Source organism: Phycisphaerae bacterium, from assembly GCA_017999985.1.
In the GTDB taxonomy this organism is placed as follows: Bacteria; Planctomycetota; Phycisphaerae; order UBA1845; family Fen-1342; genus JAGNKU01.
In genome coordinates, this window is the sequence record JAGNKU010000025.1 from 1 (window position 1) to 24,459 (window position 24,459).

Consider the following 24,459-nt stretch of genomic DNA (forward strand, 5'->3'; position numbering starts at 1 on the left):
TAGAGGGATCGAAACCGTCCTCGAACAAAAGTCTAGAGACAAAACAGAGACATGGTTCGCGTTTGACTCGCCCCCTCGAACTCAAGCCCCTTGGTTAGGTTCGCTCGCGCGAACTCCACCCCCTTGATCTAGCTCCCTCGGGCGAACGGAACCAAATTCTGCCGGATTGCGGCCGCGCCAGCGCGGGTCCAAAATGTTGGACACCGCTTTTCGCTTCAGTAAAGCTGACGGTTCTTCGAGGGCTCACGGGCCATGCTCCGCTGGTTCTACGTCGCCATGCACCTTCTCCTGGAAGCCAGCGCCGCCCGTCGCGACGCTCGCATCCGGTTCCTCAAGGCCGAGGTCGAGATCCTCCGCCGCAAGCTGGGCGGCAACCGCGTCATCCCGAGTCCGAACGACCGTGCGCGCCTGCTGGCCATCGGCCAGGAGTTCGGCCACAAGGTGACGGACCTCATCGGGATCGTCACGCCACGGACGTATTCTCGGTGGGTCGAGGAGCTGCGGGAAGGGCGCCCGGCGAAACGCGTCGGCCGACCCAAAATCGCCCGCAACATCCGTGACCTGGTCACGCGGCTGGCCCGCGAAAACTGTGGCTGGGGATACAGGCGCATCATCGGAGAGCTGCGGAAGTTGCGGCTGCTCGTCGGTCGATCGACCGTCCGTCGGATTCTGCGGGGGGCCGGCCTCACGCCATCGCCGCATCGGCGTGGCCGGGCGGGAGAAACCGTGTGGCGGAAGTTCATCCGCCTGCACGTGAACACGCTCGTGGCCGCCGATTTCTTCACGAAGAACGTGATCACGCCCATGGGCGTGCGGGTCGCCTACTGCCTCACGTTCATCCACGTCGGCACGCGCAAGGTCTACTTGAGCCCGCCGACCTATCACCCTCACGAGCAGTGGGTGCAGCAGCAGGCCCGGAACGTGCTCATGTGGCTGGAGGACAACGACTTGCCCATCCGTTTCATTCTGCACGACCGCGACGCGAAATTGCTGTACGGCTTCGATCGTGTCTTCGAGAATGCCGGCGTGCAGCGGGTGCGCACGCCGGTGCTGGCGCCAGACGCGAACGCCTTCGCCGAGAGCTGGATCGGTTCGTTCAAGCGCGAGTGCCTGAACCACTTCCTCTGCTTCAGCTTGGGCCATCTTGAGCACATCACTTGGCAATATGTCCGCTACTTCAACAAGTATCGCCCGCATCAGTCACTCGGGAATCGCACGCTACCCGATGCTGAGAGGGGCTCACCTGAAAAAGGCCCGCTGAAGCGGGTGGGCCGCGTCAAGTGCCGACGCTTCCTTGGTGGGCTGTTGCGGCATTACTATCGCGCGGCGGCGTAAGGCGGTACGGTGCCGAGAGGGCTTGCTTGCGCTTCCTCATTGGATTCCAACCCCTCATGCTGTCCTGCAAATTGAAGCCTGACCAGACGTGAGCGACGCCAATAGGTTGGAGATCTTCGTCCGACAGGTGCGTCTTGTCGCCGAAGTGCTGCTGCGGACATCCTCGACCGTCACGACCACCTCGGGATCGATGGCACTCGCAAGCTCCGCGATGGCTGGTGCGGTCCTACGCGGCACGATCGTGAAACACACATTGACGGGCCCATCGCGACCGGCGCCTCCCAATGTGGTCACCATAACACCGGCGCGGCGCAACTGGGTCGCGAGTGCCGCGGCGCGAGTGCGGCTGACCAGCGTGATAAGCTGGATGCCTAACGCGAGCTTGTTCTCCAGCCACATGCCCAGACTGAGGCCGGTCGCATAGCCACCGGCATAGGCAAGCACGTTCACCCATTGGTTGAGATGGCTGAGCAGGCTGGCCACCGCGCACACCCAGATGGTCACCTCAACGAAGCCGAGTCCCACCGCGAGAGCGCGATGTCCGCGCGTCACACTGATCAACCGCAGTGTTCCGAGGGATACATCCACGACGCGAGCGCAGAAGATGAACACCGGCAACCACATAGCCGCCTCCGTTCAAAACCGTTCAATCAGCTGTGAGGTTATGCTGTCACGCGCGGCCGCCAGGCAGAGTGGTACCGGCGCACTGGTCTACCGCGTCGGCGGCGCGGCCGTGGGCCACCAGGAGCTCGATTTGGAGCACCGACGCAGCCTGCTGCGCCTCAGCGGAGAAGCTCCCGGCCAAGACCGCCTCCGGGGAAAACTCGCGTAAACGCCGGACCAAGCCCGCGGGGGTAAACGCGACCTGAAACTGCGCGGGATGCAGGAACAGCCTCGTGCGAGCCGCTTGGGTATCCACGGCCACGTAGTAGGGCGCGCCCTCGAACTTCGGCGCGACGGCACCGCGTAGGTGCGGTTCCTGAACAGCGACGACGACTTTCATGACGTAGCCTCCGCTCCGTGACGCGGCAACGCGCTCCGCGCCCGTGGACACCTACAGGTGGAAGTGCCCGGCCGCTTCGGGCTGATAGAGCACGTCCAGGATGCGTACCGTTCGTCGACCGCCGGGAACTTCGAACCGAATCACGTCACCGGCGCGGCAACCCAGGATCGCAGCCCCCAGAGGGGCCAGAACCGAAATACGGTCGTCGGCCGCAAGGGCGTCCTCGGGGAATACCAGCGTGCAGTGCATCTTCTGCCTGGTCTGCGGATCTTCGAGGCGTACGCGCGAATGCATCGTGACCACGTCCGGAGGGACTTCGTCCGGTTCGATGAGGTGGGCGCGCTCCAGCTCGCGGCGCAGGACGTCCAGATTCTCGCGATCCCTCTCGTGCCGGTGCCCCGAGATGCGCAGCCACTCGCGCAGCCGGCTCGCATCCTGCTGGGTGATGTAGATAGTTCGCCTTGCCATGTCGATGCTCCGATCTGCAGGTCTGCCCGGCTGCGATGCTGGTCGGCGCCGATGTGGGCGGCCAAGAACATGCTGGGGCGCCTGGTTCCCGCGCTCAACGCTGAGCGGCGCGAGCGCGATGTTGGGATTCAAGCTGCAAATCGCCCGTAGTAATGACCACGCCGTGCCGGTTTCCGAGCTTGGCAGCGCGTGGGGAAACACGCTTGCGCGTCCGGTCGTGAAGTCGGTCAGCACGGCGCCATGCGGCTCTTCCCGCCTGGCGGTGCCGGCCCTGTTCGCGCTCACTGCAATCATGTGTCACCTCAATCCGAGCATCCGCCACAACCTGTGCCATAGCGTCGATCCGTGCTGCGCCTGCCGCATACCTCGGGCGCGCTTCACTCCGACGTACGGTGGCGACCCGCACCGGCGAATCTCCGCCGCGTGGGCCCACAGGCATCCGATAACGCTGGCGCAGATGATGAGTGGCATTGTCCACGAACTCCCGTAACGGCTGACGAACTTCCTTCGGCTCAGGCGGCCGAGCCGAGGTTCAGCGCGTCACGCCGCCGCAGCATCCAACGCCGCCGGGTGCGCGACTTCACACACCGCGCGGCGCGTTGCGCGGCCTGGCTCAGTGCGTCGCCCGGGAAGATGGCCACGGCGGACACGTTCGCTTCGCCGCGGGGCCGCAGCAGCAACTTGATCCGGCAGTGCACGTCCGGTCCGCCGCGGGGGCCGTTCACATCCTCGAAGCTGACAGCCGCGTGCTGGATGCGGTGGGCGAATCGGCCCAGGGCATACTGGAGGCGGGTATGCACCAACTCGCGGAGAGCTTTGGTCAGCGACATGTTCTGCGTCGTGATCTGGATGCGCATGATCGTCTCCTTCCGGCAGCAGCCAATACGTTCCATCTGTGCCGCGGCTACACCCAGCCGCGGTCGCGGCAGGCCTGGGCCACTCTTCCGATCGCGATAACGTGCGCGGCGTCGCGCATCGGCAGCTTGCGCCGGTGCGCCATTTGGCTGACGTCGATGAATGCGGAAGTCATCGCCACGTCCAGTTTTCCGAGCACCTCATCCTTGGTCCAGTAGAAGTTCGTGTTGCTCTGCACCTGTTCGAAGTAGCTGCACGTGACCCCACCGGCGTTGGCCAGGAAGTCCGGGATCACGAAGATGCCGCGCTCCCGCAGAATGTGGTCGGCTTCCGGAGTGGTGGGGCCGTTGGCGCCTTCCGCGATCAGCCGCACGCGTCGGGAGATCTGAGGCGCGTTGTCGCCGGTGACAGCATGCTCCAGCGCCGCCGGAATCAGAATGTCCACATCCTGCTCAATCCACGCTTCGCCGGGCAAGATCTCGTAGCCCAGCTTGCTGGCCTTCTGCTGGTCGATCGTACCGAAGCGGTCGGCGATGCCGCGCAGCTCCGCCAGGTTAATGCCGTTCTTCTTCCGGAAGCACTGGGCGCGCTGGGCGCCATGATCCCAGCAGGAGACCGTGATCACGCGTCCGCCGATCTGCTGATAAAGCTCAATGGCGTGTTGCGCCACGTTGCCGAAGCCCTGCACGCTGGCCTGCGTGTCCTGGGGCCGGAGCTGGAGCTCCTTGAGCGCTTCCCGCAGCATGAACACGACGCCGTAGCCGGTGGCTTCGGTCCGGCCGAGCGAGCCGCCCATGGCGACCGGTTTGCCGGTGATGAAGCCCGGGAACTTGCCGCCGTGGATGTGCTCGAACTCGTCGAGCATCCACAGCATGTGCTGGCCGTTGGTCATCACGTCCGGCGCGGGCACGTCGAGCACCGGACCGACATCCCGCGCGACGGCGCGGACCCACGCGCGGCAAAGGGCCTCTTGCTCCCGCTGACTCAGGTCGTGCGGGGCGCAGACCACGCCGCCCTTGCTGCCGCCGAGGGGGATGTTCACGAGCGCACACTTCCAGGTCATCCACATGGCCAGGGCGCGCACCGTGTCCACCGTTTCCTGCGGATGAAAGCGGATACCGCCCTTGCCGGGACCGCGGGCGTCGTTGTGTTGGACGCGGTACCCGCGGAACACGCGCACGCGCCCGTCGTCCATCCGGACGGGCAGGCTGAAGTGGTACTCACGCAGCGGCTGACGCAGCAGGTCCCGCGTGCCCTGGTCCAGTTCGAGCAGCTCAGCCATCCGGTCAAATTGGGCCTGAGCCATCGCGAAGGCGTTGAAGGATTTCGTGCTCATTGCTTTCCTCGTGCGCTAGAGCCGGGCCACACGGCCCGGGGGGCCGGCCCGCCGCGCGGCTGCGCAGAGAGGGCAGTGCCCGGGGTAGCCGTGGCGCCCTCGCATGCCCGCGGGCGGGCCGGCGACAACGAATCGGTTAGTTACAGGGCTGGTCATCCAGCCGCTATTGATCTATAGGCGTTTGCGGCATTATTAACAAGACAGATAATATCGCACTGACGATTCGCAAAATACGAACTGTCTTACAACGACCGCGCCGGCGTTAACGCAGCCGCGGGATGTATTTGGTTAATCACGATGAGTGTCATTGATCGTGAATAAGAACCGAAGTACGCTACTCGCATGGATTGGTTGAACTACCATCATCTGTTCTACTTCTGGACCGTGGTGCGCGAGGGCAGCATCGCGGCGGCTTGTCGTAGGCTGCTGCTGTCGCCGGCGACGATCTCGGCGCAGTTGCGAGAACTGGAAAACGCGCTGGGGGAGAAGCTTTTCAAGCGCGTCGGGCGCAACCTCGCTCCCACCGAGTTCGGCCGGCTGGCGGCCCGCTACGCGGACGAGATCTTTGGCCTCGGGCAGGAGTTCATGGACGTGGCCAAGGGCCGCACGCTGGAAACATCGCTTCGCTTCCGGCTCGGGGTAGATGACGTGCTGCCCAAGCTCGTCATCGCGCGGGTGCTGGAGGCCGCGTTCCGCCTACCCCAGGCCATTCGGCTGGTCTGCGTGGAGGGCACGCAGGCCCAGTTGCTGCCCCAACTTGCGGTTCACGACCTAGACTTGGTACTTACCGACGCTCCGCCAGATCCGTCGATCAAGGTACGCACCTTCCACCACCTGCTGGGCGAATCCGGCATCACGATCTGCGCTGCACCTGCGCTCGCACGGAATCTGCGGCGCAACTTCCCCGTGTCCCTGGACGGCGCGCCGGCGCTCATGCCGACCCCAAATACGTCCCTGCGCCGGGCCATGGACGAGTGGTTCGAGTCCGCCGGCGTGCGTCCACGGATCATCGCCGAATTCGAGGACCAGGCGCTGCTGAATGCTTGCGGGCACCGTGGCGCAGGGTTCTTTGCGGTTCCAGACGCCGTCGCGGACGAGATTACGACCGGTGAAGGCGTTCAAGCGGTCGGTCGCATGGGAAAGACACGGGAGCGCCTGTACGCGATCAGTGTGGAACGCCGCGTCAAACATCCGGCGGCCGTCGCACTGGTGGAGAACGCCGGTGCGGTGCTCCGCGGGGCGCACGCGCGCCGAAAGTCCGGCAAGGCCAGCCGAGGCGGGCGGCGTTAGCTTCTACTCGGTCGCCTGTTCAATCAGGAGCCCACCATGAACGAAAGACACATTTACGTCACGGTAAAGGACATGGAGCGTCTCGGTCGGCTCGTGCTGGCGGCCATCAGCGATGCCCCCGACCTTGAGCCGCTGCGCGCCCTCGACCGCGAACTCGACCGCGCCCAGGGGGTGCGGCCTGAGGACGTCCCGCCAGACGTGGTCACCATGAACTCGAAGCTGCGGCTCACGGACCTCTCGGCCGGTAAAGAACACGTCGTGACGCTCGTTTACCCCGATCAGGCGAATGACGACGACCGCGTCTCGATCTTGAGCCCGCTCGGCACCGCCCTGCTCGGGTATCGCGTCGGTGACGAGATTCGCTGGGAGGTGCCGGGCGGAAACCTGCACCTGCGGATCGAAGAGCTGCTCTACCAGCCGGAAGCCGCGGGAAATTACGGTGAGTAGGCGGCGCCTGCCGGCGCCTTGGCCCAGGAACCACTGTCATGTCCGACGCGCGAAAAACCAAAGCGGAACTCGCGGCCGAATCGCAGCGGCTGCGTGCCAAGCTGGCGGCGCTAGAGTCGCGGAACGTCGCCGTGCACGGTGCCGCAGATGCGCGCCTGAACCCGAGCGAGCATTTCCGAGCTGTGGCCGATTACACCTACGACCTGGAGTCCTGGATCGGCCCCGATGGCCGGCTGCTGTGGGTGAACCCGGCGGTCGAGCGATTGACGGGGTACTCGGTCACCGAGTGCCTCGCGATGGCTGACTATCCACTGCCGCTCATCCATCCGGCCGATCAGCCGCGGATGGCGGGGGTATTTGCAGAAGCACGCGCCGGGTCCAGCGGCAACGACGTTCCGTTTCGCCTGCGGGCCAGGGACGGGGGCATACGCTGGGTGGCCGTCTCATGGCAGCCGCTCCAGGCCACTGACGGCCGGCACCTGGGATACCGATCCAGTATTCGGGACATTACCGACCGTAAGGAGGCCGAGGAGGCACTCCAAGCGCAGCGCGCACTGCTCGATGGCATCATCACGCACATTCCGTGTGGCGTGTACTGGAAGGACCGCGAGTTGCGCTATCGCGGCTGCAACGCCGAATTCGCGCGGGCCGCCGGGGTGTCTACTCCCGCGGAGATTGAGGGCAAGACCGATCACGAACTCGCCTGGGAGCCGGAGCAGACGGCCTGGTTCCGCCGCTGTGACGAGCGCGTTCTGACCACCGGCGAAGCGCTGCTGAACATCGAGGAGTCCGAGCGCCAGGCCGACGGGCGGGTCGCCCAGCTCCTGACCAGCAAGGTGCCGCTGCGGGATGCGGACGGCCAAGTCTGCGGCGTGCTGGGCGTGGACACGGACATCAGTGCGCTCAAGGCCGCCCAAGACGAGCTGCGCCGCGCCCATGACGAGCTTGAGCTGCGCGTGCAGGCCCGCACGGCGGAGCTCGCGACGGCCAACGACCAGTTGCGCCAGGAGATCGCCGAGCGCGTGCGTGTCGCGGAAGCGCTGCGTATGAGCGAGGAGCGTTACCGGCACGTCGCGGAGCTGACCTCCGATTTTGCGTATGCCCTTCGCATTTCGCCCGACGGCTCGTTCGAAGCGGAGTGGATCACCGACGCCTTTGCCCGCGTGACCGGTCACAGCCGGACGGAACTTGGCCCAGCACGCGCCCTGCTGGACCTCGTTCACACCGACGACCGGCCGGTTGTACTGCGCAGCGTGCAGTTGTTGCTGGCCGGGAAGTCCAGTGCAGCGGAATTCCGCATTGTGCGCGGAGACGGTGAAGTGCGTTGGCTGCACAATCAGGCCCGGCCGGAGTGGGACAAGCTCGCACGCCGCGTGGTGCGCATCCTGGGGGCGGCCCAGGACATTAGTCACGCCAAGCGCGCCGAGGAAGAGGCGCGCCAGCACCAGGCGGCCCTCATGCACATGGCGCGCCTGAGCACGATGGGCGGCCTGACCGCCCAACTGGCGCACGAGCTGAACCAACCGCTCTGCACGATCGTCGGCAACGCCCAGACGGCGCAGCGCCTGCTGGGGGCGGACCCGCCGGACATTGTGGAAACACGCGCCGCGCTGAACGATATCGTCACGCACGGCAACCGCGCGGCGGACATCATCCGTCGGCTGCGCGACTTTCTGCGGCTCCAACAGCCGCGCCCGGTCGTGCTGAACGTCGAACGCGTGATCGCGGATATCGCGGCGCTCGCCGAGGCCGATGCACGTCAGCACGATGCCAGCATCGATTTCGGCGTCGCCGCACAATTGCCGACCGTACGGGGCGACCCCATCCAATTTCAGCAGGTCATCCTCAACCTGATCCGTAACGGACTGGAAGCCATGACGGCAATGCCGGCCGGCACGCGCGCCCTCACCGTGCGGGCGCGGTTGGACTACGCGGGCCGGGTCGTCATCGGCGTGAGCGACCTGGGACCGGGCCTTCCGGATGCGGTGGCGGCGCGCATCTTCGAGCCGTTCTTCACCACCAAGCCCAGCGGGCTCGGCATGGGCCTGGTCATCAGCCGCTCCATTGCGGAAGCCTACGGTGGGAGCCTGTGGATGACGAAGAACGCGGAGCGCGGTGTGACCTTTCACCTGGCGCTGCCCGCCACGACAGCGGAGGAAGAACCGTGACATCCGGTGCCGGGCGTGGCGTGGTAGTCGTAGTTGATGATGACGCGGGCGTGCGTCAGATGATCAGCCGCATGGTGCGCTCGGTCGGTTTGCGCGTCGAAACCTACGGCTCGGTGCAGGAGTTTTTGGACCTGTATGACCCGCGGCAGGCCGGTTGCCTCGTCCTGGATGTCCGCATGCCGGGGCAGAGCGGTCTGGATCTGCAGGAACGTCTCGCCGCGTTGGAGGTTCCGCTGCCGATCATCTTCATCACGGGGCACGGCGATATCGCGATGGGCGTGCGCGCGATGAAACGCGGCGCCCTGGATTTCATTGAGAAGCCTTTTCAGGACCAGGTTCTGCTCGACGCGATTCACGCCGCGCTGACGCGGGCCACGGAAATGCACGACGTGGCCCAAGCGCGCGACGATGCACGTCAGCGCCTCGCCACGCTGACGCCGCGCGAGCGCGAGGTGCTCGCCCTGGTCGTGGACGGACTGGCGAACAAGCAAATCGCCGCGCGGCTCGGCACCGCGGAGCAGACCATCAAGATGCACCGCGGCCGCCTAATGAGGAAGATGGGCGCCGATTCGCTGCCGGCGCTGGTCCGCTTGGCCCAGCTCGGCGGGGTCGCCGCCGATCCACGTCGCTGACTACTGCCCGCCGCCGCGTGCAGCCCCGGGGGCATACGAAAGTATGCCCCGGGCCACACCAACGTTGTCTTTGATCCACCTTCCGCGCAGCTATCTTTTCTGTAGTGCTACTAGGCATTGAGCAGGCCGCTGGGGGCGGCTCGTGGCCGAGGGCGCGGATGTCGCCCGAGTGCGCGGGGCGCAGGAGTCACAGACCCATGCATAAAGACGGTTTTGGCAACCTGGAAGAGTGGGGCCGTGTACTGACGCAACTGGAGCAGTTGCGGCAGGATCGGCGATTGGACGAGCATCAGGATGGGTTGGTGCGCCTGTTGCGCTATCCGGACAACTGGCGCTTGCGGGAGGCGGCGCTGGAATTCGCCCGGGACGTACGGCAGCCCACGGAGCCGCTCGTCACGGCGGTGCTGCAGATCCTGACCAACGAGGACCTGTACTACGAGGTACGCGTTCTGGCCGCCGAGGCGCTGGCCGCCCTGCTCCCCGCCGCCCGCACAGGCAGGGATGGGCGCAATCGAGAGTTGGAGCAGCGCGCCCTGGAGCAGATGCACGCGTTGCTCGACGCCACGCATCCACCGGTGCTGCACCAGGCGGTGCAGCGTGTACTACCCACGATTGAGTGAACGCTTCTCAAACGCCGGCTGCACACGGAGTTGTGCGGCGGTGCATCGAAGGATGTCGCAGCCATGATCATCGGAATTCCCAAAGAGATTCTCCCCGAGGAACGACGGGTCGCTGCCCTGCCCGAGACGGTGAAGAAATTCGTTGAACTGGGCTTTGAGGTTCTGGTCGAAACGCACGCAGGGCGCGGGGTCTTTCGTGCGGACGACGAATACGTCGCCGCGGGCGCGCGGATCGCCCCCGATGCCGCCAGCCTCTTTCAGCGCGCGGATGTCGTGCTGAAGGTGAAGCAGCCGCACTTCAACCAGAATGCCGGCCGCCACGAAGCGGAGATGCTGCGCGAGGGCTCCATCCTGATCACCTTCCTGCATCCGGCCGCACCGGCCAATCACGACATAATCCGCACCCTGCGCGACCGCAACATCACCGCGCTGACGATGGACGGCATCCCGCGCACCTCGCGGGCGCAGACGATGGACGCGCTGACCTCGATGAGCACGGTGACCGGCTACAAGGCGGTGCTCATCGCGGCTAGCCATTTTCCGCGCTTCATTCCGATGATCGGGACGGCGATCGGCGCCGTTCAGCCGGCGGAGATCCTGGTCGTCGGCGCCGGCGTCGTCGGACTCCAGGCGATCGCGACCGCGAAGCGCCTCGGCGCCAGCGTGAAAGCCATCGACATCCGGGCCGACGCGCGGCGCGAAGCGGGGAGTCTCAAGGGCACCAAGGTCGTCGGCTTTGAGGTACCGGAAGAGCTGGCTGTCGGCGACGGGGGTTATGCCCGCGCCTTGCCGGACGAGTGGCTCGAACGCGAGCGGACCCTGCTGCGGGCCATCGCGCCGCAGATGGACATCATCATTCTCAGCGCCCTCGTGCCCGGCGAGATCGCACCGGTCCTCCTGACAGATGAAACGGTGCGCCGCATGCGGCCGGGTTCCGTCATTGTCGACGTTTCCATCGACCAGGGCGGCAACTGCGCGCTCACCGAAGCGGGACGCGAGATCGTTGCGCATGACGTGCACGTGTGCGGGACCGCTAATATTCCCGGGTCAGTCGCGGTCGATGCAACCTGGCTGTACGCCCACAACATGCTGCATTACGTGGAGAACCTGTTCCGGGATGGTCCCGGCACCTTCAACGCGGATGACGAGATCGTGCAGCGCTCGCTCGTCACGCGCGACCACCGCATCATCCACACGGGGGCGCTCAAGGCAATGGGCACGACGTAGCGGCTTCTGCAGATAGCAGCGAGGAAGTGTCATGTTCGATGTGCTTCTCATGATCGTGATCTTCGTGCTGGCTTTCGCCGTCGGCTACGTGCTGATTGTGCGTGTACCGCAAATGCTGCACACGCCCCTCATGTCCATGACCAACGCCATTTCGGCCGTCACGATCCTGGGCGCGTTCCTGCTGTTCGCGGTGCCGACGAGCACCGTGGAAAAGCTGTTGGGCGGGGTGGCGATTGTCACGGCGATGTTCAACGTCGTCGGCGGATTCGTGATCACCGACCGCATGCTGGGCATGTTCAAAAAGAAGGATGCGGCAGTGTAAGTCTGGTTGCGACCATCCAGCTTCGCCGGCCACCGTCATAAAGCAGAGAGTGACGTATGTCAGGGCTTTGGATCGACCTTGGGATCATCCTGATCCTCATTGCGGGGATCGCGCAGTTCCGTACGCCAAGGGCCGCCCGGAGGGGGAATCTCACGGCAGCCGTGGCCCTATTGTGTGCGGTCGTGGTCGTGCTGGCTCGCCACGGTGTGCTCCACGTCCCGCTCGTGGTAATCATGGCGCTCCTCGGCAGTTGCCTGGGCGGCTGGGTGGCCACCCGCGTGAACATGATTCAGATTCCCGCGATGGTCGCGTTCCAGCACGGGGCGGGGGGCGTCGCCGCATTCCTCGTCTCGTTCGTTGAACTGACCCGCGACTCCGCCGAACCGCTGACGCAGACCGCCGAGATTGCCGCGCTGCTGGGACTGGTGATCGGCGCCGCGACGTTCAGCGGCAGCGTGCTCGCAAGTGCGAAGCTGGCTAACCGCCTGCGCCAGACGCCCACGCGTTTGCCGTACCACAATGGACTCCTGCTCGCGAACCTGGCCGCGCTGATCGTGCTCGGCGTGTGGACGGGCGTGACTGCGAGCAGCGGGGTGGTTCTGGGGACTTCCCTGGCGCTGATTGTGGGTGCGGTGGTGCTCGGCATCATCTTCGCCATTCGTATCGGGGGCGCGGACATGCCCGTGCTGATCTCGTTCTTGAATGCGACCGCGGGGTTGGCGGCGGCGTTCTGTGGGATCGCCATTGGCAACCGCCTGCTCATCGCGTGCGGCGCCACCGTGGCCGCGTCGGGCTCGATCCTCACGCACGTGATGTGCCGGGCGATGAACCGCGGCCTGGTGGGCGTGTTCGCGGGGTTGCGGCCGCACCATGCACCCGCCGCCGCGCCGCAGGCATCCACGGCCGCGATCCGCCCGGCTGCGGCCGCGTCGCCCGCGCCGGTGGCCGTCCCGTGCCCGCCTGCCGATACTGCGCGCGAGGCCGGAGCGCTGCCCGAGGCGCCGCCTGCCGATCCGTCCGCGCGAGCAGCTGATCTGCTCCGGACGGCCCGCAGCGTGATCATCATCCCCGGCTATGGCATGGCGCTCGCCGAAGCGTCGGAGGAAGTTGTTCAACTGGGAGAGCAGTTGACCGCGCTGAACAAGGCAGTGCTGTTCGCGATTCACCCCGTCGCCGGACGGATGCCGGGCCACATGCACGTGTTGCTGGCCGAAGCGGAAGTCGATTACGGAAAGCTCCGCGAACTGAAAGATGTCAACGGCCAGTTCGCTCAGACTGACGTGGCGCTGGTTGTGGGGGCCTGCGACGTGGTCAATCCGGCGGCGATCGAGGCGACGGACACGCCGATTTCGGGCATGCCGATCCTGCGGGCCGACGAAGCTCGGCACGTTATTGTCTGCAATCTAGACGAGCGCCCGGGCTACTCGGGCGTCCCGAACCCGCTCTATCACAACCCGAAGACGATTCTGCTGCTCGGCGACGCTCAGACGACGATCGGCGCGCTGCGGCAACGGCTGGAGGACCAGACTCGTGGCGCAACCGGAGCCTCTGAAGCCGCGCCTCCGCTGGCGCGGGAGTTGGTGGAACACCCGGCCAGTAAATACAACACCGCCGGGTAGCGCCACCAGCGCCATGCCCGCGACGGCTCGCTTGGAGGCACTGCTGCGTGCCGTCGAGCAGCTCGACGATGATGAAATGCGGCAGTTACCCCTCTTGCTCGCCAACAAGCTGAAGGCGCTCGACCAAGCGCGGGCGGCGGAATTACGGGACTGCATCGGCGCGCGTTGCGACGTGATTTGGCCCGGCGAGGCTGAGTACTTTGATGCCACGTTGGTCGGCGTCGATGAGGATGCCGGTTTGGCCCAGATATCGCTGTCGCGCAACGGCCCCGTCTGGAGTGTACCGCCTTACGCTGTGAGATTGGACTGAAGACAATCGGCATCAAATCTAGCAGGGCCCAGTAGCTGCCCCAGCAGGAGGCCTTCAATGAAAGCCACCCAAACGCGTCGTCCGGCTGAAGCGAAGGCACGTGATGCGGCGCGACATCCCCAGCCAGCAGCGGACCCCGTCATTCCGGGGGAGGAGGCGATTCGCGAGCGCGCATACCAGATCTTTCTCGCGCGTGGTGACGTGCCTGGCAGCGCGCTACAGGACTGGCTGCGGGCCGAGCAGGAGCTGCGTTCTCAGTCGCGAGCCTGACTTACGAATCGCAACCGATCTGGGACCGCGGCGGACAGCATCAAGGCGGCGATTTGCCGCATGAAGCACACGTGGCCTTTCCGCGGCGTTCGGAGAATGGCGCCGGTGTACTGCGGTCCCGAACCAGCCCGATGAGCACTGCCGCTCCAGAATACGCAGTCGCCGAGAAGAACCACTCGGCCGGACCGGTGACCCCACGTGTGAGCGCGAACGCCGCGACGGCCGCCCAAAACGTCTGGCACGCCCAACAGCCCAGGAGGTACTGGAGCGCCCGTCGGGGGAGCGAGATGCGCGAGAAGCGATGAAGCTCGGCGCGGCGGGCGTCGAGTTCGGGTTCGGTGAGCGGGACCGCGGCGGCGTGTTGCGAGCCACGGGCGACATCCTCGTCCCACTTCGTGCGGTTCGCGACCTCCCAATTGAGCCGGTTGAGCCGCTGGCGGCGCGGATTGTCGCGCAGCGCGAGCCGGTACTGGAGTTCTGCCGCCGGGAACGACCCGAAGATCGACTTCGCCAGCGCGCAGACCGCCAGGGTCCAGACGAAGAAGGACGCCACGTGCGCCCAGTCGGTGATGTCGAAGATGCTCGTCACGTTCAGGCCTCCATGCCTCCAGGTTTCGTTCGATCCGCGGGCGTCGTGCCAGCGGGCGTATTCACAGACGGTGCGGCATCATGCCCGTCGCGCCGCGCACTGCTCCAGTCGCTCGCGGAGCAGATGCCGCACGATCCGCGCTTCGGCCGGCGCGTTGCTGGGGTCCACGGTGAAGTCGCCGTTCTTTGGCAACCGCCATCCAGCATCGAGCTTGGCGAACAGCGCCGCGATGGCCGGGTCGCGCTCGATCAGCCATCGCCGCAAATCGGCTTGGGTCGTGCCGTTCAGCAGCTCGACCGCGCGGGCCATGACGTAATCGCAGGCCAGCAGCCCGAGCTCATCGTCCGGGCAGTACGCCGTCAGATGCACGCGCTTCGGGCCAACGTTGATCGACACGACCGGCATCGCCTCACGCTCCCTTCGCGCCGCCGACCACCAGCCGGCGTTCCCACATCCAGTGAATCTCCGGCGCCCAGGACGCCGACGCGTATGCCACGAGCCGCTGGAGCTCCTCGAAGCGCGTCGCGCCGGGGTCGCGATTCTCGAAGCCGATGTTGATCGCCCCGACGTTCGGCACACCGGCGCTCTTCGCGACCTCGCGCGCCAGCCGGCGGCAGCGGCCCCAGACGTTCGCGTCCAGCATCATGTAGACGGCGCGGTAGAACGGAACCGCGGCCACGACCATCGCGACCTGCGGCTCCGTCGGCAGCGAACCGAAGAACGCCGTCGCGACCGAGTCGTTTCCCGCCGGGATCGCGACCGTGACCATCAGCGCATCGAACGGCCCTTCAACCACGAAGAGCGTGTTCCCGCCAACCCGCACGCGGTCGGCATCGTAGATCGTCGTCTTGTGCCCGCCTTCGACCGGGTAGCTGAGCCAGCGCTTGCGCTGCCGGGCGTCGATTGCCCGCGCCGTGTAGCCGAGCTCCCGGCCGCTTTCACGGACCGGGAACACCACGCGCCGCTCCTGCTCGTCGAAGCGTAGATCGAACCGGGGGATGAGTTCGTCGAGGCGTGCTGCGGGAATGCCGCGCCCGACCAGGTAGTCGTAACCCAGCTGGGCGATGCCCTTGGGCGCCAGCGGCGATAGCGCACTCACATCACGCACGTTCCGGCTCCAGTCCACGTCTCACAGGGGCAATCGTGCATCCACGTTGCCGGGTCCTTGGTCAGGTCGTAGTTCCGCAAGCGCGGCACACCGCGGCCCTCGTACGGCGGCAATCCGCCGTTGCGCCCAGGGAAGTGCCGATACGGCCGGCCCGAGCCGTCAAGGTTCAGATCGACCGCGACCCAGGCCGCCTCGCCCTTGCACACCGGGAAATCGCCCAGCGAGCACTGGCAGATGTGGCCCGTGCAGCAGGCCGACCCTGCCCACGCCGAGAAGCACCCGCTCTGCGAATCGACGAACTGCGTGCACAGCGGCCCGTACTCCCCGTGGTAGCCGTAGCCGGGGATCGCCGGCGGCAACGCCAGCGTGTCGCCGAACGAGCAGTCCGGACTACAGCCCGGCATCCCGTCGCAGCCGGAGTACCACGATGGCACGAGGCCGCGCCAGTAGATGCCGGTGACCTCGTGGAACCACAGGCCGCTGTCCGGGCCCATCGGGTAGGTTTCACCGCAGCCGAACATGTCGCCCAGGCAGTTGCCGCTGAACTCACTGCCCGGCGGACCCGTCGCCTTGAAGTACAGGCCGGGATGCCACACATGATCCAGGCGGTTTTTCTTGAACTGCCCGCCGTGCGTCGCATCCCAGCCGTGGTTGCAGGTGTCCGGCGTGCAGGCGTAGTAGCTGTAGCCCTCGACGCGGCGGAGGCAGTGATAGCCCTTGTACGGGTCGCTCTCACACTGCAGGGTCTGCCAATCCACGCTCTTGCAGCCCTTCTCGTCGCTGTGATAGCCGCAGCCGGGCGAAGCCTCCATGTCCGAGTCGTACCCGTCGCAGACCGTGTCCTCCCAGTAGTGGCGATCGCAGGGGCACTCCTCGCCGCCGCGGTAGTGCGAGTAGCCGCTCTTGCGGCTCATCATGTGGCACTTGGCCGACTGGCAGTTCTGCGTGCACTCTTCCCAGCTTGGCCGCGTCCACGGGACGCAGGTGTCGGAGAACTCCGTGTACTCGTCGTCGTAGCCCGGCCCCCACTGGTGATACCAGTAGCCCAGCGCGTGATCGTACGGCCAACAGCCCTCCGCGTTGGCGCAGCACTTGTCGCAGGCCTTGCGGTACTCCGCGCCGCCGTCGCCGAAGCAGTCGTGGTGGAACAGGTACTTGTGGTAGCCGCAGTCCTTACCCATGAACTGGCCGGGCGTGCGCTTACGGGTGCAGACCGCGATGCTGGTCCACACGCCGTAGTCGATCAGGTAATCGACCGCGTCGATGATTTCCTGGATGTGGACGGCCTCGATCACGTCGCCCGGGCGCAGGCCCCAGCTCGGGTACTTCGCCCAGACCTGTGCGAAGTCGTCCCAGTTGGGCTTGTACATCAGGATGAACGTGCCCGGCGCCGTGCCCCACGAGTACCCGCCGCCGTAGCACGGGTTGTCGAAGTGCAGGTCGTCGGTATAAAGCATGTTGATGCCGCGCCAGGTCTTCCGCGCCGCGGCGCTGCCCCACGTCTCGCCCTGGCCGGGTTGATGGTTCGGGTGATTGTGTAGCGGGCGCGGATCGGGCGTCGGCCCGCCCACGAGGCCCTTGCCGCCGGTCATGTAGTGCGGGTGGACGTTGGAGCCGCTCCAGCGGAACTTGATCGGCATCGGCACGCAGCACAGGCCGTCGTCGCCGCCGCGGAAACGCGGGTTGTGGTGGAAGGCGTCGCAGCGGTCGTCGGTCTCGGCGCAGGTGTCGTACTCACCGGTGCAGCAGTCGCCGCCCAGCCACGACAGCACGAAGCGGACCATGTTGAGCAGCCCGGGCTGGATCGTCTCCCCGCCGTCGCAGGCGAAGAAGTCCGTGCCGTGCCGGACGTTGATGCCGCCGTAGTCCTCCAGCATCTCGGGCAGGCCGTAGGCGTAGGGGTTGAAGTGGGTGAACCACTGGAGGTAGTAGGCGTCCGCATCCGCCGGTGCGCTGTCGGCGCCGGGGTCGTACTTCGTGATGTCGGGGTCCTGCGGGTCCGGGTCGTTGTAGAAGTACCGCACATACCAGCGCAGCTCGGTCGCGTGGGCGTACGGACCGCGCTGCGCCGTGTATGTCGGTCCGCCGCTCATCGCGACGAACGACCAGGCCGACCACGCGCCGCCGGGCGCCTTCGTTTGGCAGTAGAGCCGCACGTTCGTCGGCGTGGGCACGCCGCCGGGCTTCGCGTAGGTGAACGTGACGACCTGGCCGGGCTTCTGGGTGTAGCCGACGCCGTCCTGGCGGCCGGGCTGAGTCGCGCCGAACCAGCCCGCGCCCTCGGGGTCGAACGGGTCGCTGGCCTGGTCGCGCGCGACGCTGCCCAGCGGAAAGTACGTCCGGTCGTGCGTGCCGGCCGCGAACTGCCCGGCTGGATCGCCCGAGCGCGTGCGGATCGGCACGCTCGGCTTGGGCATCGGGCAGCAGGGCGGATTCTCACCCAGGGCCGCGTATTCCTTGCCTCCCGGCTGGTAGTCCCAGCAGGTGCCGGTCTCGTTGCAGCCGATCGGGCCGAGCAGCAGCCGGCGCTCCCACATCTCCGGCCCCCACAGGCAGCGCGGATGCTGACGGTCGTACCACTGGCGCTTCGGGCTGCCGTTGGGCCGCGATCCGAACACCGCGTAGAGCAGGCCTTCGAGCTTCTCGAGTGCCAGCGCGAACTTGCCGCCCAGCGTGTCCTCCCAGTTGATCTGGCCCGGGCCGGCGGGCGGTGAGCCCTTGGGCAGCACCTTCACGCCGGGCGGATGCAGGTCGGACCACCGGAGCTGGCCGGGGACCGTACCGCCGCGCGTGGCCAGCGTCTCCTCGCCGTGCGAGTGCGTCCCGTACGTCGCGTGCTGCTCGCTGGTGATGTCGACGAAGGCCACGGTTACACCCCGTCCAGCTGGAACTTCGCCTTGGCCGGCACGCGCAGCGTGTCACCATTCGGCACACTCACCGGCGGGTCGATCTTGGTGACCCACATGAGCTCGTTGCTCCCGCCCACAACGCCGTACACCGCCAGGCCGCTGAACGGGCCGATGGCTGCGCCGCTTGTGTTTTGCCACTGCGGCGCGCTGGCGGATTCCACGTGCGGCGGCGGACCGGCGACGTAGGTCCACGAGCTGAGCGCGGCCGCAGCGAAGTGCGCGTGGAAGAACGGCGCGAGGTCGGCGTACGCCGTCCGCCGCGTGATCGCCGGGGCCGTGGCCAGCAGCGGCCGGCAGTAGATCGTCGTGTACCGGCTGCCGGTCTTCTGGAACGCGTATTTTGCGAAGCGCACCGCGAAGTCGCGCGTAATTCGCCCAAAGATCCGGGCCTGGTAGATCACGTGCAGCGCGGTCCCCGGGCGCAGCAGCACCGGCGCCCGGAACCCCGCCGCGGCAATCAGCTTGTTCCGCGACGTGTCCGCCACGAACGCCAGCGTGATCGGGAACCCGCCCATCTTGCGGAAGTCGCACAGCCAGTCGAGCTCGCCCGACGGGTCCCACTGGTACATGTACGGCCGCAGGCACACGCTCGGGTCGTAGGGGTCGCAGTCCGTGCCGCAGCGCTTGCGCGGCCGCTGCCAGGGATAGCCGACCTCGGGCTCCCATGACTCCTTCGGCGTCCACTCGGGCGGCGGCTGCTCGATTTCCTCTGGCGTCCAGGGGAAGTCCCAGTCGCCGCCGGCCTGCGGCGTCCACGAGTGGTTGTTTGGGAACGTGACCTCCTGCGACGCAAATCCGCCGCCGTCGGCCTCAAGCGCCGCGGTGAAGCTCAGCGCCTGCCGGGCGTAGCCGAAGGACGTTCGCATCGGGGTGGTGTAGCAGCCGCCTTCATTGGCCTGGGCGTTGGTGCATTGCGCAAACGTGAGCGTCGGGCCGAACGCGATGCCTCCGCCGATGTTCGGCCGGCCGTCCGGGTAGCTTGGCGTCGGGCCCGCCACGCCCATCTGGAACGTCATCGCCGCCTGACAGGCCGGGAAGAGCTGGCGGTAGACGTACTCGATGCCCTCGTACGCCAGCAGGTTCGGCAGCGCGAACCGGGCCAGCTCGATCCCGCTCTCGTGGTCAACGTGTCGCACCAGGAACCGGCCCATCAGTACGTCCCCCGGTAATGCGACCGCGTGCAGACGAACGCATCGACGCCCGGATCGGGCGCGGCGAAGATCAGCACCACGTCGCCCACGACCAGCGGGTTGACCCACTGGCCGCCGGCGCCCTGCTCTTCCAGGTTGAACACGTTGTTGTACGCCAGCCCGCCGCCGACCTGTGTCCAGGCGCCGTCCTCGTCCATCGTCGCCTGCGCGGCGGCGTAGCGGTACGGTGGCGCACTGCCCGACTTCGACGTGATCATCGCGAACGCCGCCGCCATCGAAGCGGCGCCGGTTGGCAGGCCGATCTTCGCCACGACCCACGCGACTTGCGGGTCCGGGTCGCGTTCGCTGGGCGGCTGCACCCACAGCAGGCAGGCGGAACCCGCCGCGCCGCTGTCGAGCTTGTCGGCCTGGCCGTCCTTCGCTTCGGCGAAAACGTGGCCCTCGTCGTTCATCTTCACACGGGCGACGCAGACGCCGTCCACGCAGCCGCGACCGAACAAGCCGTTCTTGACGGGCTCGAGCAGGATGACGAATCGACCGGCGTGCGCGGCGGTGGGCGTGACGCCCTTCAGGGCGACCCGCTCCTTGAATGCGTCGGCGTTGTCCGTGGGTTTGATGACGGTGCCGGCCACACCGAGCACGTCGAAGCGCTGGCGATCGGCGCCGCTGTCGTTGCGGACCAGGACGATCCCTGTCTGCCGCCAGTCGGGCAGGCCGTCACGAGTGGCGCTGCGCTGGCGCTCCTGGTAGTCGCGCGCGACGTCCACGAAGGCGTTGAACGTCGCCGCCGGGATGACGAGCGGGTCGCCCGAGCGGACTTTGCGCAGCGTGCTACTCATGTCCAGCCCCCACGGCCAGCGGTAGAATGCGGTCGAAGTCGCAGCATGCGATTGCAGATCGCCATTCTCCGGAGAGGCCCAGCATGCCCGACCCAAGCGCCGCACACGACGATGAAGCGTCTGAGCGATGGGCGCCCGGCTGGGTGATCCGGTGTCTAAAATGCGGATTCACCGAACCCTGGGGCAAGTACGGCGTCCGACTGGGGGCAGCAGGACGGACGTGGACTCTCGGTTGGTGTGCACGCTGCCGATGGGTGCGTTGCCACGTCATTGAGAAGCGGCGAGACCGGCCGTCCGCAAAGCGATAATGTGCAGCACACCTCATGAGCCGATCCCCAGCAGGCTCAGGTTGCCGTCGTCGTATACGCGCTCGATGTAGACCGCGATCGGCTTCTTCACGAGCGCCTTGGCGACGGTGTCTTCGCTGTCGGCGTAGCGCACCCACAGGTACTCCCAGCCCTTCTTATTGATGCCCGTGATGTCGCCGATCGTGAGGTTCGTGACGTTCGGGCTGGCCGCGAACCGGAACGTGATCTCCCAGTCGCCGTAGCCGCGCCGCGAGCCAGAAGCGCCGAGGAACAGCACCTCGCCGGCGTTGAAGCCCTTGAATGCGCCACTATTCGCCCTGCCGGTGAGCTGGAACAGCGTCATCCGGTACGCCGGCGTGACGGTTGTGTCCGGCAGGTAGTGCGTCTCGGCGAACTGATAGATCGGGACGGTGATATCGACGCCTTCGACGCTGTCCGCCGTCACACCGATAGCGCCCTTGAAGTCCGGCGCCGAACCGGCGGGGTACTTCGCGATCGTTTGCTTGCTCTGCGTGATGTGCTGCGTGCCGCCGCCGGTGTCGAAGGCAAACGTCGACTCGTTCGTCGGCGTGAACGGGCCGTAGCGGACGACCCCCTCCCAGAGCTCCTCACCGATCGGCTGCACGCTGACCGTGTCTCGCGGCAGGAAGAACCAGCCACTGCCCCACGGGTCGTACGTGGCTGGACTGCCCGCGACCAGGGCGTTGCGCGCCGCGACGTCGTCGTTCGTGCCGCGGATGTTGTACCGCAGCTCGACCGAGGGGCTCGTGCCGGTCGTGACCAGCCGGCTCTCGAACTTTTCGACGACCTCGACGGGCAACGCAGGTCTCCTACGCGAACGTCAAGCGCCCGGCGCTTTCGGCCAGACGCTTCGTGTGCTTGGCGGTCTCCTCGGTGGCGCGGGCCGTCCGCTCAGCAGCGCTGCCGCCACCCAGCCCCGCCGCGCCGAGTGGGTTGAACGTGCCGATCACGCTGATCTTCTGGGCGAGCAGGCTGCCCAGGCCGGCGAGCTGATCGTCCAGGCCGGCCAGGGGATCGCGGGGCGGCCGTTTGGGCGCACCACCCTCTGCGTCGGCGGCCTCGCGCTTGCGCTGCGCTTCCGCCACCGCGTCGTCCAGCGCCTTGCGGGCTTCGTCCAGTTGCTGCTGGGTTGCTTTGACCCGGGCGTCGGTTTCCTGGTCGAGCTGCCGCTGCGCGTCCTGGTCCTGACGGCCGATTTCCTCGAGCGCACCCTCGTGGGTGCTCTTGGCGCGCTCGCGCTCCGCCTGGCGCTGCGCTTCGCGGGCCTGCAGCGCCGCGTCGCGCTGCCGGTCGATCTCCGCGTTGACGGACGCGAGGTCCTCGTCGGCCATCTGCTTGGCGGCGTCGACGTCGAGCGTTTCGTCGAACAGACCCCACAGCTCGAGCAGGCGTTTGGTGGTCCAGTTGATCGCGGTATTCCAGGCCTTCTGGAAGCCCGCCGTGAAGCTGGTCCAGGTCTGCGACAGGAACGACGTGGTCTCGATCCAGGCGACCTCCAGCGCGTGGAAGCCGATCTCGGCCGCCGCGAGGGCCCCGTACCACATCCCGTACGCGATATTGAGGAAGAACCGCTTCGCTTCCAGCCATGCCCGGTTGAGCGCCGCCACACCCTGCTGCCACGCTAACTTCAGGCTCAGCCAGAGGATCTGCGCGGCGAGATTGATGTCGCCGGCGGCCAGGGCGTCCGCGATCCCGCCCATTACCTTATATGCGGTGTCGCGCAGCCGGCCGAACTGCTCACCCAGCCAGGTCAGCGCCTCGCTCCCGGCGCCTGTGACGACCAATAACGTGGTGCCCAGCGCCACGGCGGCGGCGATCACCAGCCCGATGGGTGAGATGATGGCCGCCAGCGCCGTGCCAATCGCGCCGAACGCCGCGCCGATCCCGGTCACGACCGTGGCCAGCCAGCCGAACACGGCGCCGACGCCCGAGATCAACGTTCCCGCCACAATCAGGCCGACGCCCACGGCGGTGACGGCCGCCGCGACCTGCAGCGCCGTGACGATCAGGGCTTTGTTCTGCTTCAGCCACTCCGTGACGCGCACCACGACGCGCGTAACGGCGTCACCCAGGTCCTTGATGGTTGGCGCCAATGCGGCGCCAATCGTGAATGCCGACTGCTTCAGCACGCGCCAGAGCGTGTCGAGCGTATCCGCCAGCGCGGCGGCGTCTTTGGCGGTTTCGGTGGAGACCGTCAGCCCCAGCTCGCGCGCTTTGTGCTGGTACTCTTCCAGCCCTCTGGCTCCGTCCGCCAGCAGCGGCAGCAGGCGCGTCCCGCTCTTGCCGAAGACCTCCATCGCCAGCGCGGCCCGCAACGTCGGGTCCTGCACCTTCGAGAGTCGATCGGCGATGAGCTTGAACTGTTGCTCGGGATTGAGGTTGACCAGGTCGGTGACGCTCAGCCCCAGGCGCGCCAACGCCTCCGTCGCCGATTTCGACCCCGTGGCCGCCTCGGTGACGACCTTCTGCATCTTGCGCAGGCCGGTCTCGAGGGTTTCCAAGTCGGCGCCGGCCAGGTCGGCGGCCCAGCCGAGTTCCGAAAGCGTCTCGACGCTCACGCCGGTGCGGGCCGACATCTCGTCCAGCGCATCGCCGGTGTCGATGAAGGCCTTCACCGTGCCGCCCAAGAACGTCAGCGCCGCTGAGCCGAGCGCCCCGAGCTTGAGCCCCACGGAGCGCACGCCCTCGCCGAAGGCCTTCAGCCGCTGCTCGGCCTTCTGCAGCCCCTTGGCGATCTTGTCGTCTACGCCGAGCTCGACGAACGCCCGGCCGGCGCGGATGCCCTTTGTGTTCGCCACGGACTACCCTCCGCGCACGCTGCCGCCCCAGCGCTTCGGGAGCTGCGGCCGCTCCTTCTCCAGTGCGGGGCCCATGAACGGTCGCTGGTCGATGGTCACGCGGGTGCGGAAGACCTGGCCGCGCCGCCGGCGCCTGACCTCGGCCTTGCCGCCGAACTCGAGCACGTTGGGAGCGGTGCTGCGCTGGAAACCCACCGGTCCAACCACGACCGAATCGCTGGTCGGGTCGTAACCGAAGTAGATCAGCCGGCGCAGCGAGCCTTCGTGTGAGTGCGGCGGCTGGCCCGCCGGCGCGCTGCCTTTCTTCGTGCGGATACTGTGTTTCGCGGTGGTGCGGATGAACGCGCCGGCCTTCGACAGCACGGCGCGCTTGGCCTTGTCGACGGCCCGCAGCACCGTCTGCTTGTCGAAGAACAGCGTCTTGATCTGCATCGTGATCATGCCGCGCACCTCACGCTCGGAGTAGGAAAACGCCCGCGGAGCGCCGCATCGGCCACTCCGCGGGCGCAATCACGGGAGCCGACTACGTGCCGGTCGGCGGCGGCGTGGTTTGGGCCGTCTTGGCCCCGATCTGGCCGAAGCCCAGCGCCCCGATCAGGCTGGCGATCTTCTGAGCCACATCGTCGCCGCTCATGACCTTGCTGAGCGACACCGCCTCCTCGGCGTCCGCCTCGGTCAGGGCCTTGACGATCTTGCCCACCGCGGCGGTCAGCACGGTGCCCAGCGCCTGCTGCTGCGCGATCGCGTTCTGCGCCGCCAGGTTCTGCTGGTTGACCGCGTTGCTCATCGCCAGGTTGTGGTAGAACGACGGACCGTCGCCCAGCGACTTGAAGT

General features: G+C 66.9%; 26 protein-coding genes. 11 read left to right on the forward strand and 15 right to left on the reverse strand.

Annotation, left to right across the window (positions count from 1 at the left end; all coding sequences use genetic code 11):
• Positions 1–252: 252 nt before the first annotated feature.
• Entirely contained in the window at positions 253–1,335 is a 1,083-nt protein-coding gene (locus KA383_19975; protein MBP7748401.1) for an integrase core domain-containing protein, read from the forward strand.
• A gap of 54 nt (positions 1,336–1,389) precedes the next feature.
• Here the strand turns inward: KA383_19975 and KA383_19980 are convergent, their stop codons facing one another.
• The 5 genes from KA383_19980 to KA383_20000 all read right to left on the reverse strand — a co-directional run bounded on the left by KA383_19980 (position 1,390) and on the right by KA383_20000 (position 4,997).
• Entirely contained in the window at positions 1,390–1,959 is a 570-nt protein-coding gene (locus KA383_19980) for a hypothetical protein (protein MBP7748402.1), read from the reverse strand.
• 46 nt (positions 1,960–2,005) lie between these two features.
• Positions 2,006–2,338, reverse strand: coding sequence for a hypothetical protein (locus KA383_19985; GenBank protein MBP7748403.1), 333 nt, complete (start codon positions 2,336–2,338; stop codon positions 2,006–2,008).
• Between the two features lie 51 nt (positions 2,339–2,389).
• A complete protein-coding gene (rnk, locus tag KA383_19990; GenBank protein ID MBP7748404.1) occupies positions 2,390–2,806 on the reverse strand; it encodes a nucleoside diphosphate kinase regulator in 417 nt (138 codons plus the stop codon).
• A gap of 512 nt (positions 2,807–3,318) precedes the next feature.
• Positions 3,319–3,663 carry a hypothetical protein gene (locus KA383_19995; protein ID MBP7748405.1) on the reverse strand — a complete coding sequence of 115 codons (345 nt, stop codon included), beginning with the start codon at positions 3,661–3,663 and terminating at the stop codon, positions 3,319–3,321.
• A 47-nt stretch (positions 3,664–3,710) separates the two neighbouring features.
• Positions 3,711–4,997: a Glu/Leu/Phe/Val dehydrogenase gene (locus KA383_20000; GenBank protein MBP7748406.1), complete on the reverse strand. Its 1,287-nt coding sequence runs from the start codon at positions 4,995–4,997 to the stop codon at positions 3,711–3,713.
• A gap of 342 nt (positions 4,998–5,339) precedes the next feature.
• Between KA383_20000 and nhaR the strand changes: the two genes are divergently transcribed.
• The 10 genes from nhaR (at position 5,340) to KA383_20050 (ending at position 13,902) form a co-directional block, all read left to right on the forward strand.
• Entirely contained in the window at positions 5,340–6,287 is a 948-nt protein-coding gene (gene nhaR, locus KA383_20005; protein ID MBP7748407.1) for a transcriptional activator NhaR, read from the forward strand.
• Between the two features lie 36 nt (positions 6,288–6,323).
• A complete protein-coding gene (gene rnk / locus KA383_20010) occupies positions 6,324–6,734 on the forward strand; it encodes a nucleoside diphosphate kinase regulator (protein ID MBP7748408.1) in 411 nt (136 codons plus the stop codon).
• A gap of 38 nt (positions 6,735–6,772) precedes the next feature.
• Entirely contained in the window at positions 6,773–8,902 is a 2,130-nt protein-coding gene (locus KA383_20015) for a PAS domain S-box protein (GenBank protein MBP7748409.1), read from the forward strand.
• A 59-nt stretch (positions 8,903–8,961) separates the two neighbouring features.
• Complete coding sequence (locus tag KA383_20020; protein ID MBP7748410.1) at positions 8,962–9,534, forward strand: response regulator transcription factor; 573 nt, start codon at positions 8,962–8,964, stop codon at positions 9,532–9,534.
• Positions 9,535–9,731: 197 nt separating this feature from the next.
• Positions 9,732–10,154: a hypothetical protein gene (locus tag KA383_20025; protein MBP7748411.1), complete on the forward strand. Its 423-nt coding sequence runs from the start codon at positions 9,732–9,734 to the stop codon at positions 10,152–10,154.
• A gap of 63 nt (positions 10,155–10,217) precedes the next feature.
• Entirely contained in the window at positions 10,218–11,381 is a 1,164-nt protein-coding gene (locus tag KA383_20030) for an NAD(P) transhydrogenase subunit alpha (protein ID MBP7748412.1), read from the forward strand.
• A 31-nt stretch (positions 11,382–11,412) separates the two neighbouring features.
• Positions 11,413–11,703, forward strand: coding sequence for an NAD(P) transhydrogenase subunit alpha (locus KA383_20035; GenBank protein ID MBP7748413.1), 291 nt, complete (start codon positions 11,413–11,415; stop codon positions 11,701–11,703).
• Between the two features lie 56 nt (positions 11,704–11,759).
• Positions 11,760–13,322, forward strand: a complete 1,563-nt coding sequence (locus KA383_20040) for an NAD(P)(+) transhydrogenase (Re/Si-specific) subunit beta (protein MBP7748414.1) — start codon at positions 11,760–11,762, stop codon at positions 13,320–13,322.
• A gap of 31 nt (positions 13,323–13,353) precedes the next feature.
• On the forward strand, positions 13,354–13,632 hold the full coding sequence (locus KA383_20045; protein ID MBP7748415.1) for a hypothetical protein: 279 nt from the start codon (positions 13,354–13,356) through the stop codon (positions 13,630–13,632).
• A 57-nt stretch (positions 13,633–13,689) separates the two neighbouring features.
• Positions 13,690–13,902, forward strand: coding sequence for a DUF2934 domain-containing protein (locus KA383_20050; GenBank protein ID MBP7748416.1), 213 nt, complete (start codon positions 13,690–13,692; stop codon positions 13,900–13,902).
• Between the two features lie 40 nt (positions 13,903–13,942).
• Here the strand turns inward: KA383_20050 and KA383_20055 are convergent, their stop codons facing one another.
• The 10 genes from KA383_20055 to KA383_20100 form a co-directional block, all read right to left on the reverse strand.
• Positions 13,943–14,491: a hypothetical protein gene (locus tag KA383_20055; protein MBP7748417.1), complete on the reverse strand. Its 549-nt coding sequence runs from the start codon at positions 14,489–14,491 to the stop codon at positions 13,943–13,945.
• Between the two features lie 78 nt (positions 14,492–14,569).
• The gene (locus KA383_20060) at positions 14,570–14,896 is read right to left on the reverse strand and encodes a hypothetical protein (protein ID MBP7748418.1); all 327 of its coding nucleotides are present in this window, start codon (positions 14,894–14,896) and stop codon (positions 14,570–14,572) included.
• A 4-nt stretch (positions 14,897–14,900) separates the two neighbouring features.
• Entirely contained in the window at positions 14,901–15,599 is a 699-nt protein-coding gene (locus KA383_20065; GenBank protein MBP7748419.1) for a hypothetical protein, read from the reverse strand.
• Positions 15,587–18,466, reverse strand: coding sequence for a hypothetical protein (locus tag KA383_20070; protein MBP7748420.1), 2,880 nt, complete (start codon positions 18,464–18,466; stop codon positions 15,587–15,589). The genes KA383_20065 and KA383_20070 overlap by 13 nt, the downstream gene beginning before the upstream one ends.
• 2 nt (positions 18,467–18,468) lie before the next feature.
• Positions 18,469–19,659, reverse strand: coding sequence for a hypothetical protein (locus KA383_20075; GenBank protein ID MBP7748421.1), 1,191 nt, complete (start codon positions 19,657–19,659; stop codon positions 18,469–18,471).
• A complete protein-coding gene (locus KA383_20080; GenBank protein MBP7748422.1) occupies positions 19,659–20,498 on the reverse strand; it encodes a hypothetical protein in 840 nt (279 codons plus the stop codon). The genes KA383_20075 and KA383_20080 overlap by 1 nt, the downstream gene beginning before the upstream one ends.
• Before the next feature lie 321 nt (positions 20,499–20,819).
• Positions 20,820–21,626 (reverse strand): hypothetical protein, encoded by an 807-nt coding sequence (locus KA383_20085; GenBank protein MBP7748423.1) that lies wholly within the window; start codon positions 21,624–21,626, stop codon positions 20,820–20,822.
• Between the two features lie 10 nt (positions 21,627–21,636).
• Entirely contained in the window at positions 21,637–23,625 is a 1,989-nt protein-coding gene (locus tag KA383_20090; GenBank protein MBP7748424.1) for a phage tail tape measure protein, read from the reverse strand.
• 3 nt (positions 23,626–23,628) lie between these two features.
• Positions 23,629–24,066: a hypothetical protein gene (locus KA383_20095; GenBank protein ID MBP7748425.1), complete on the reverse strand. Its 438-nt coding sequence runs from the start codon at positions 24,064–24,066 to the stop codon at positions 23,629–23,631.
• An 82-nt stretch (positions 24,067–24,148) separates the two neighbouring features.
• A partial coding sequence (locus KA383_20100) for a hypothetical protein (GenBank protein ID MBP7748426.1) occupies positions 24,149–24,459 on the reverse strand: 311 nt, incomplete at its 5' end.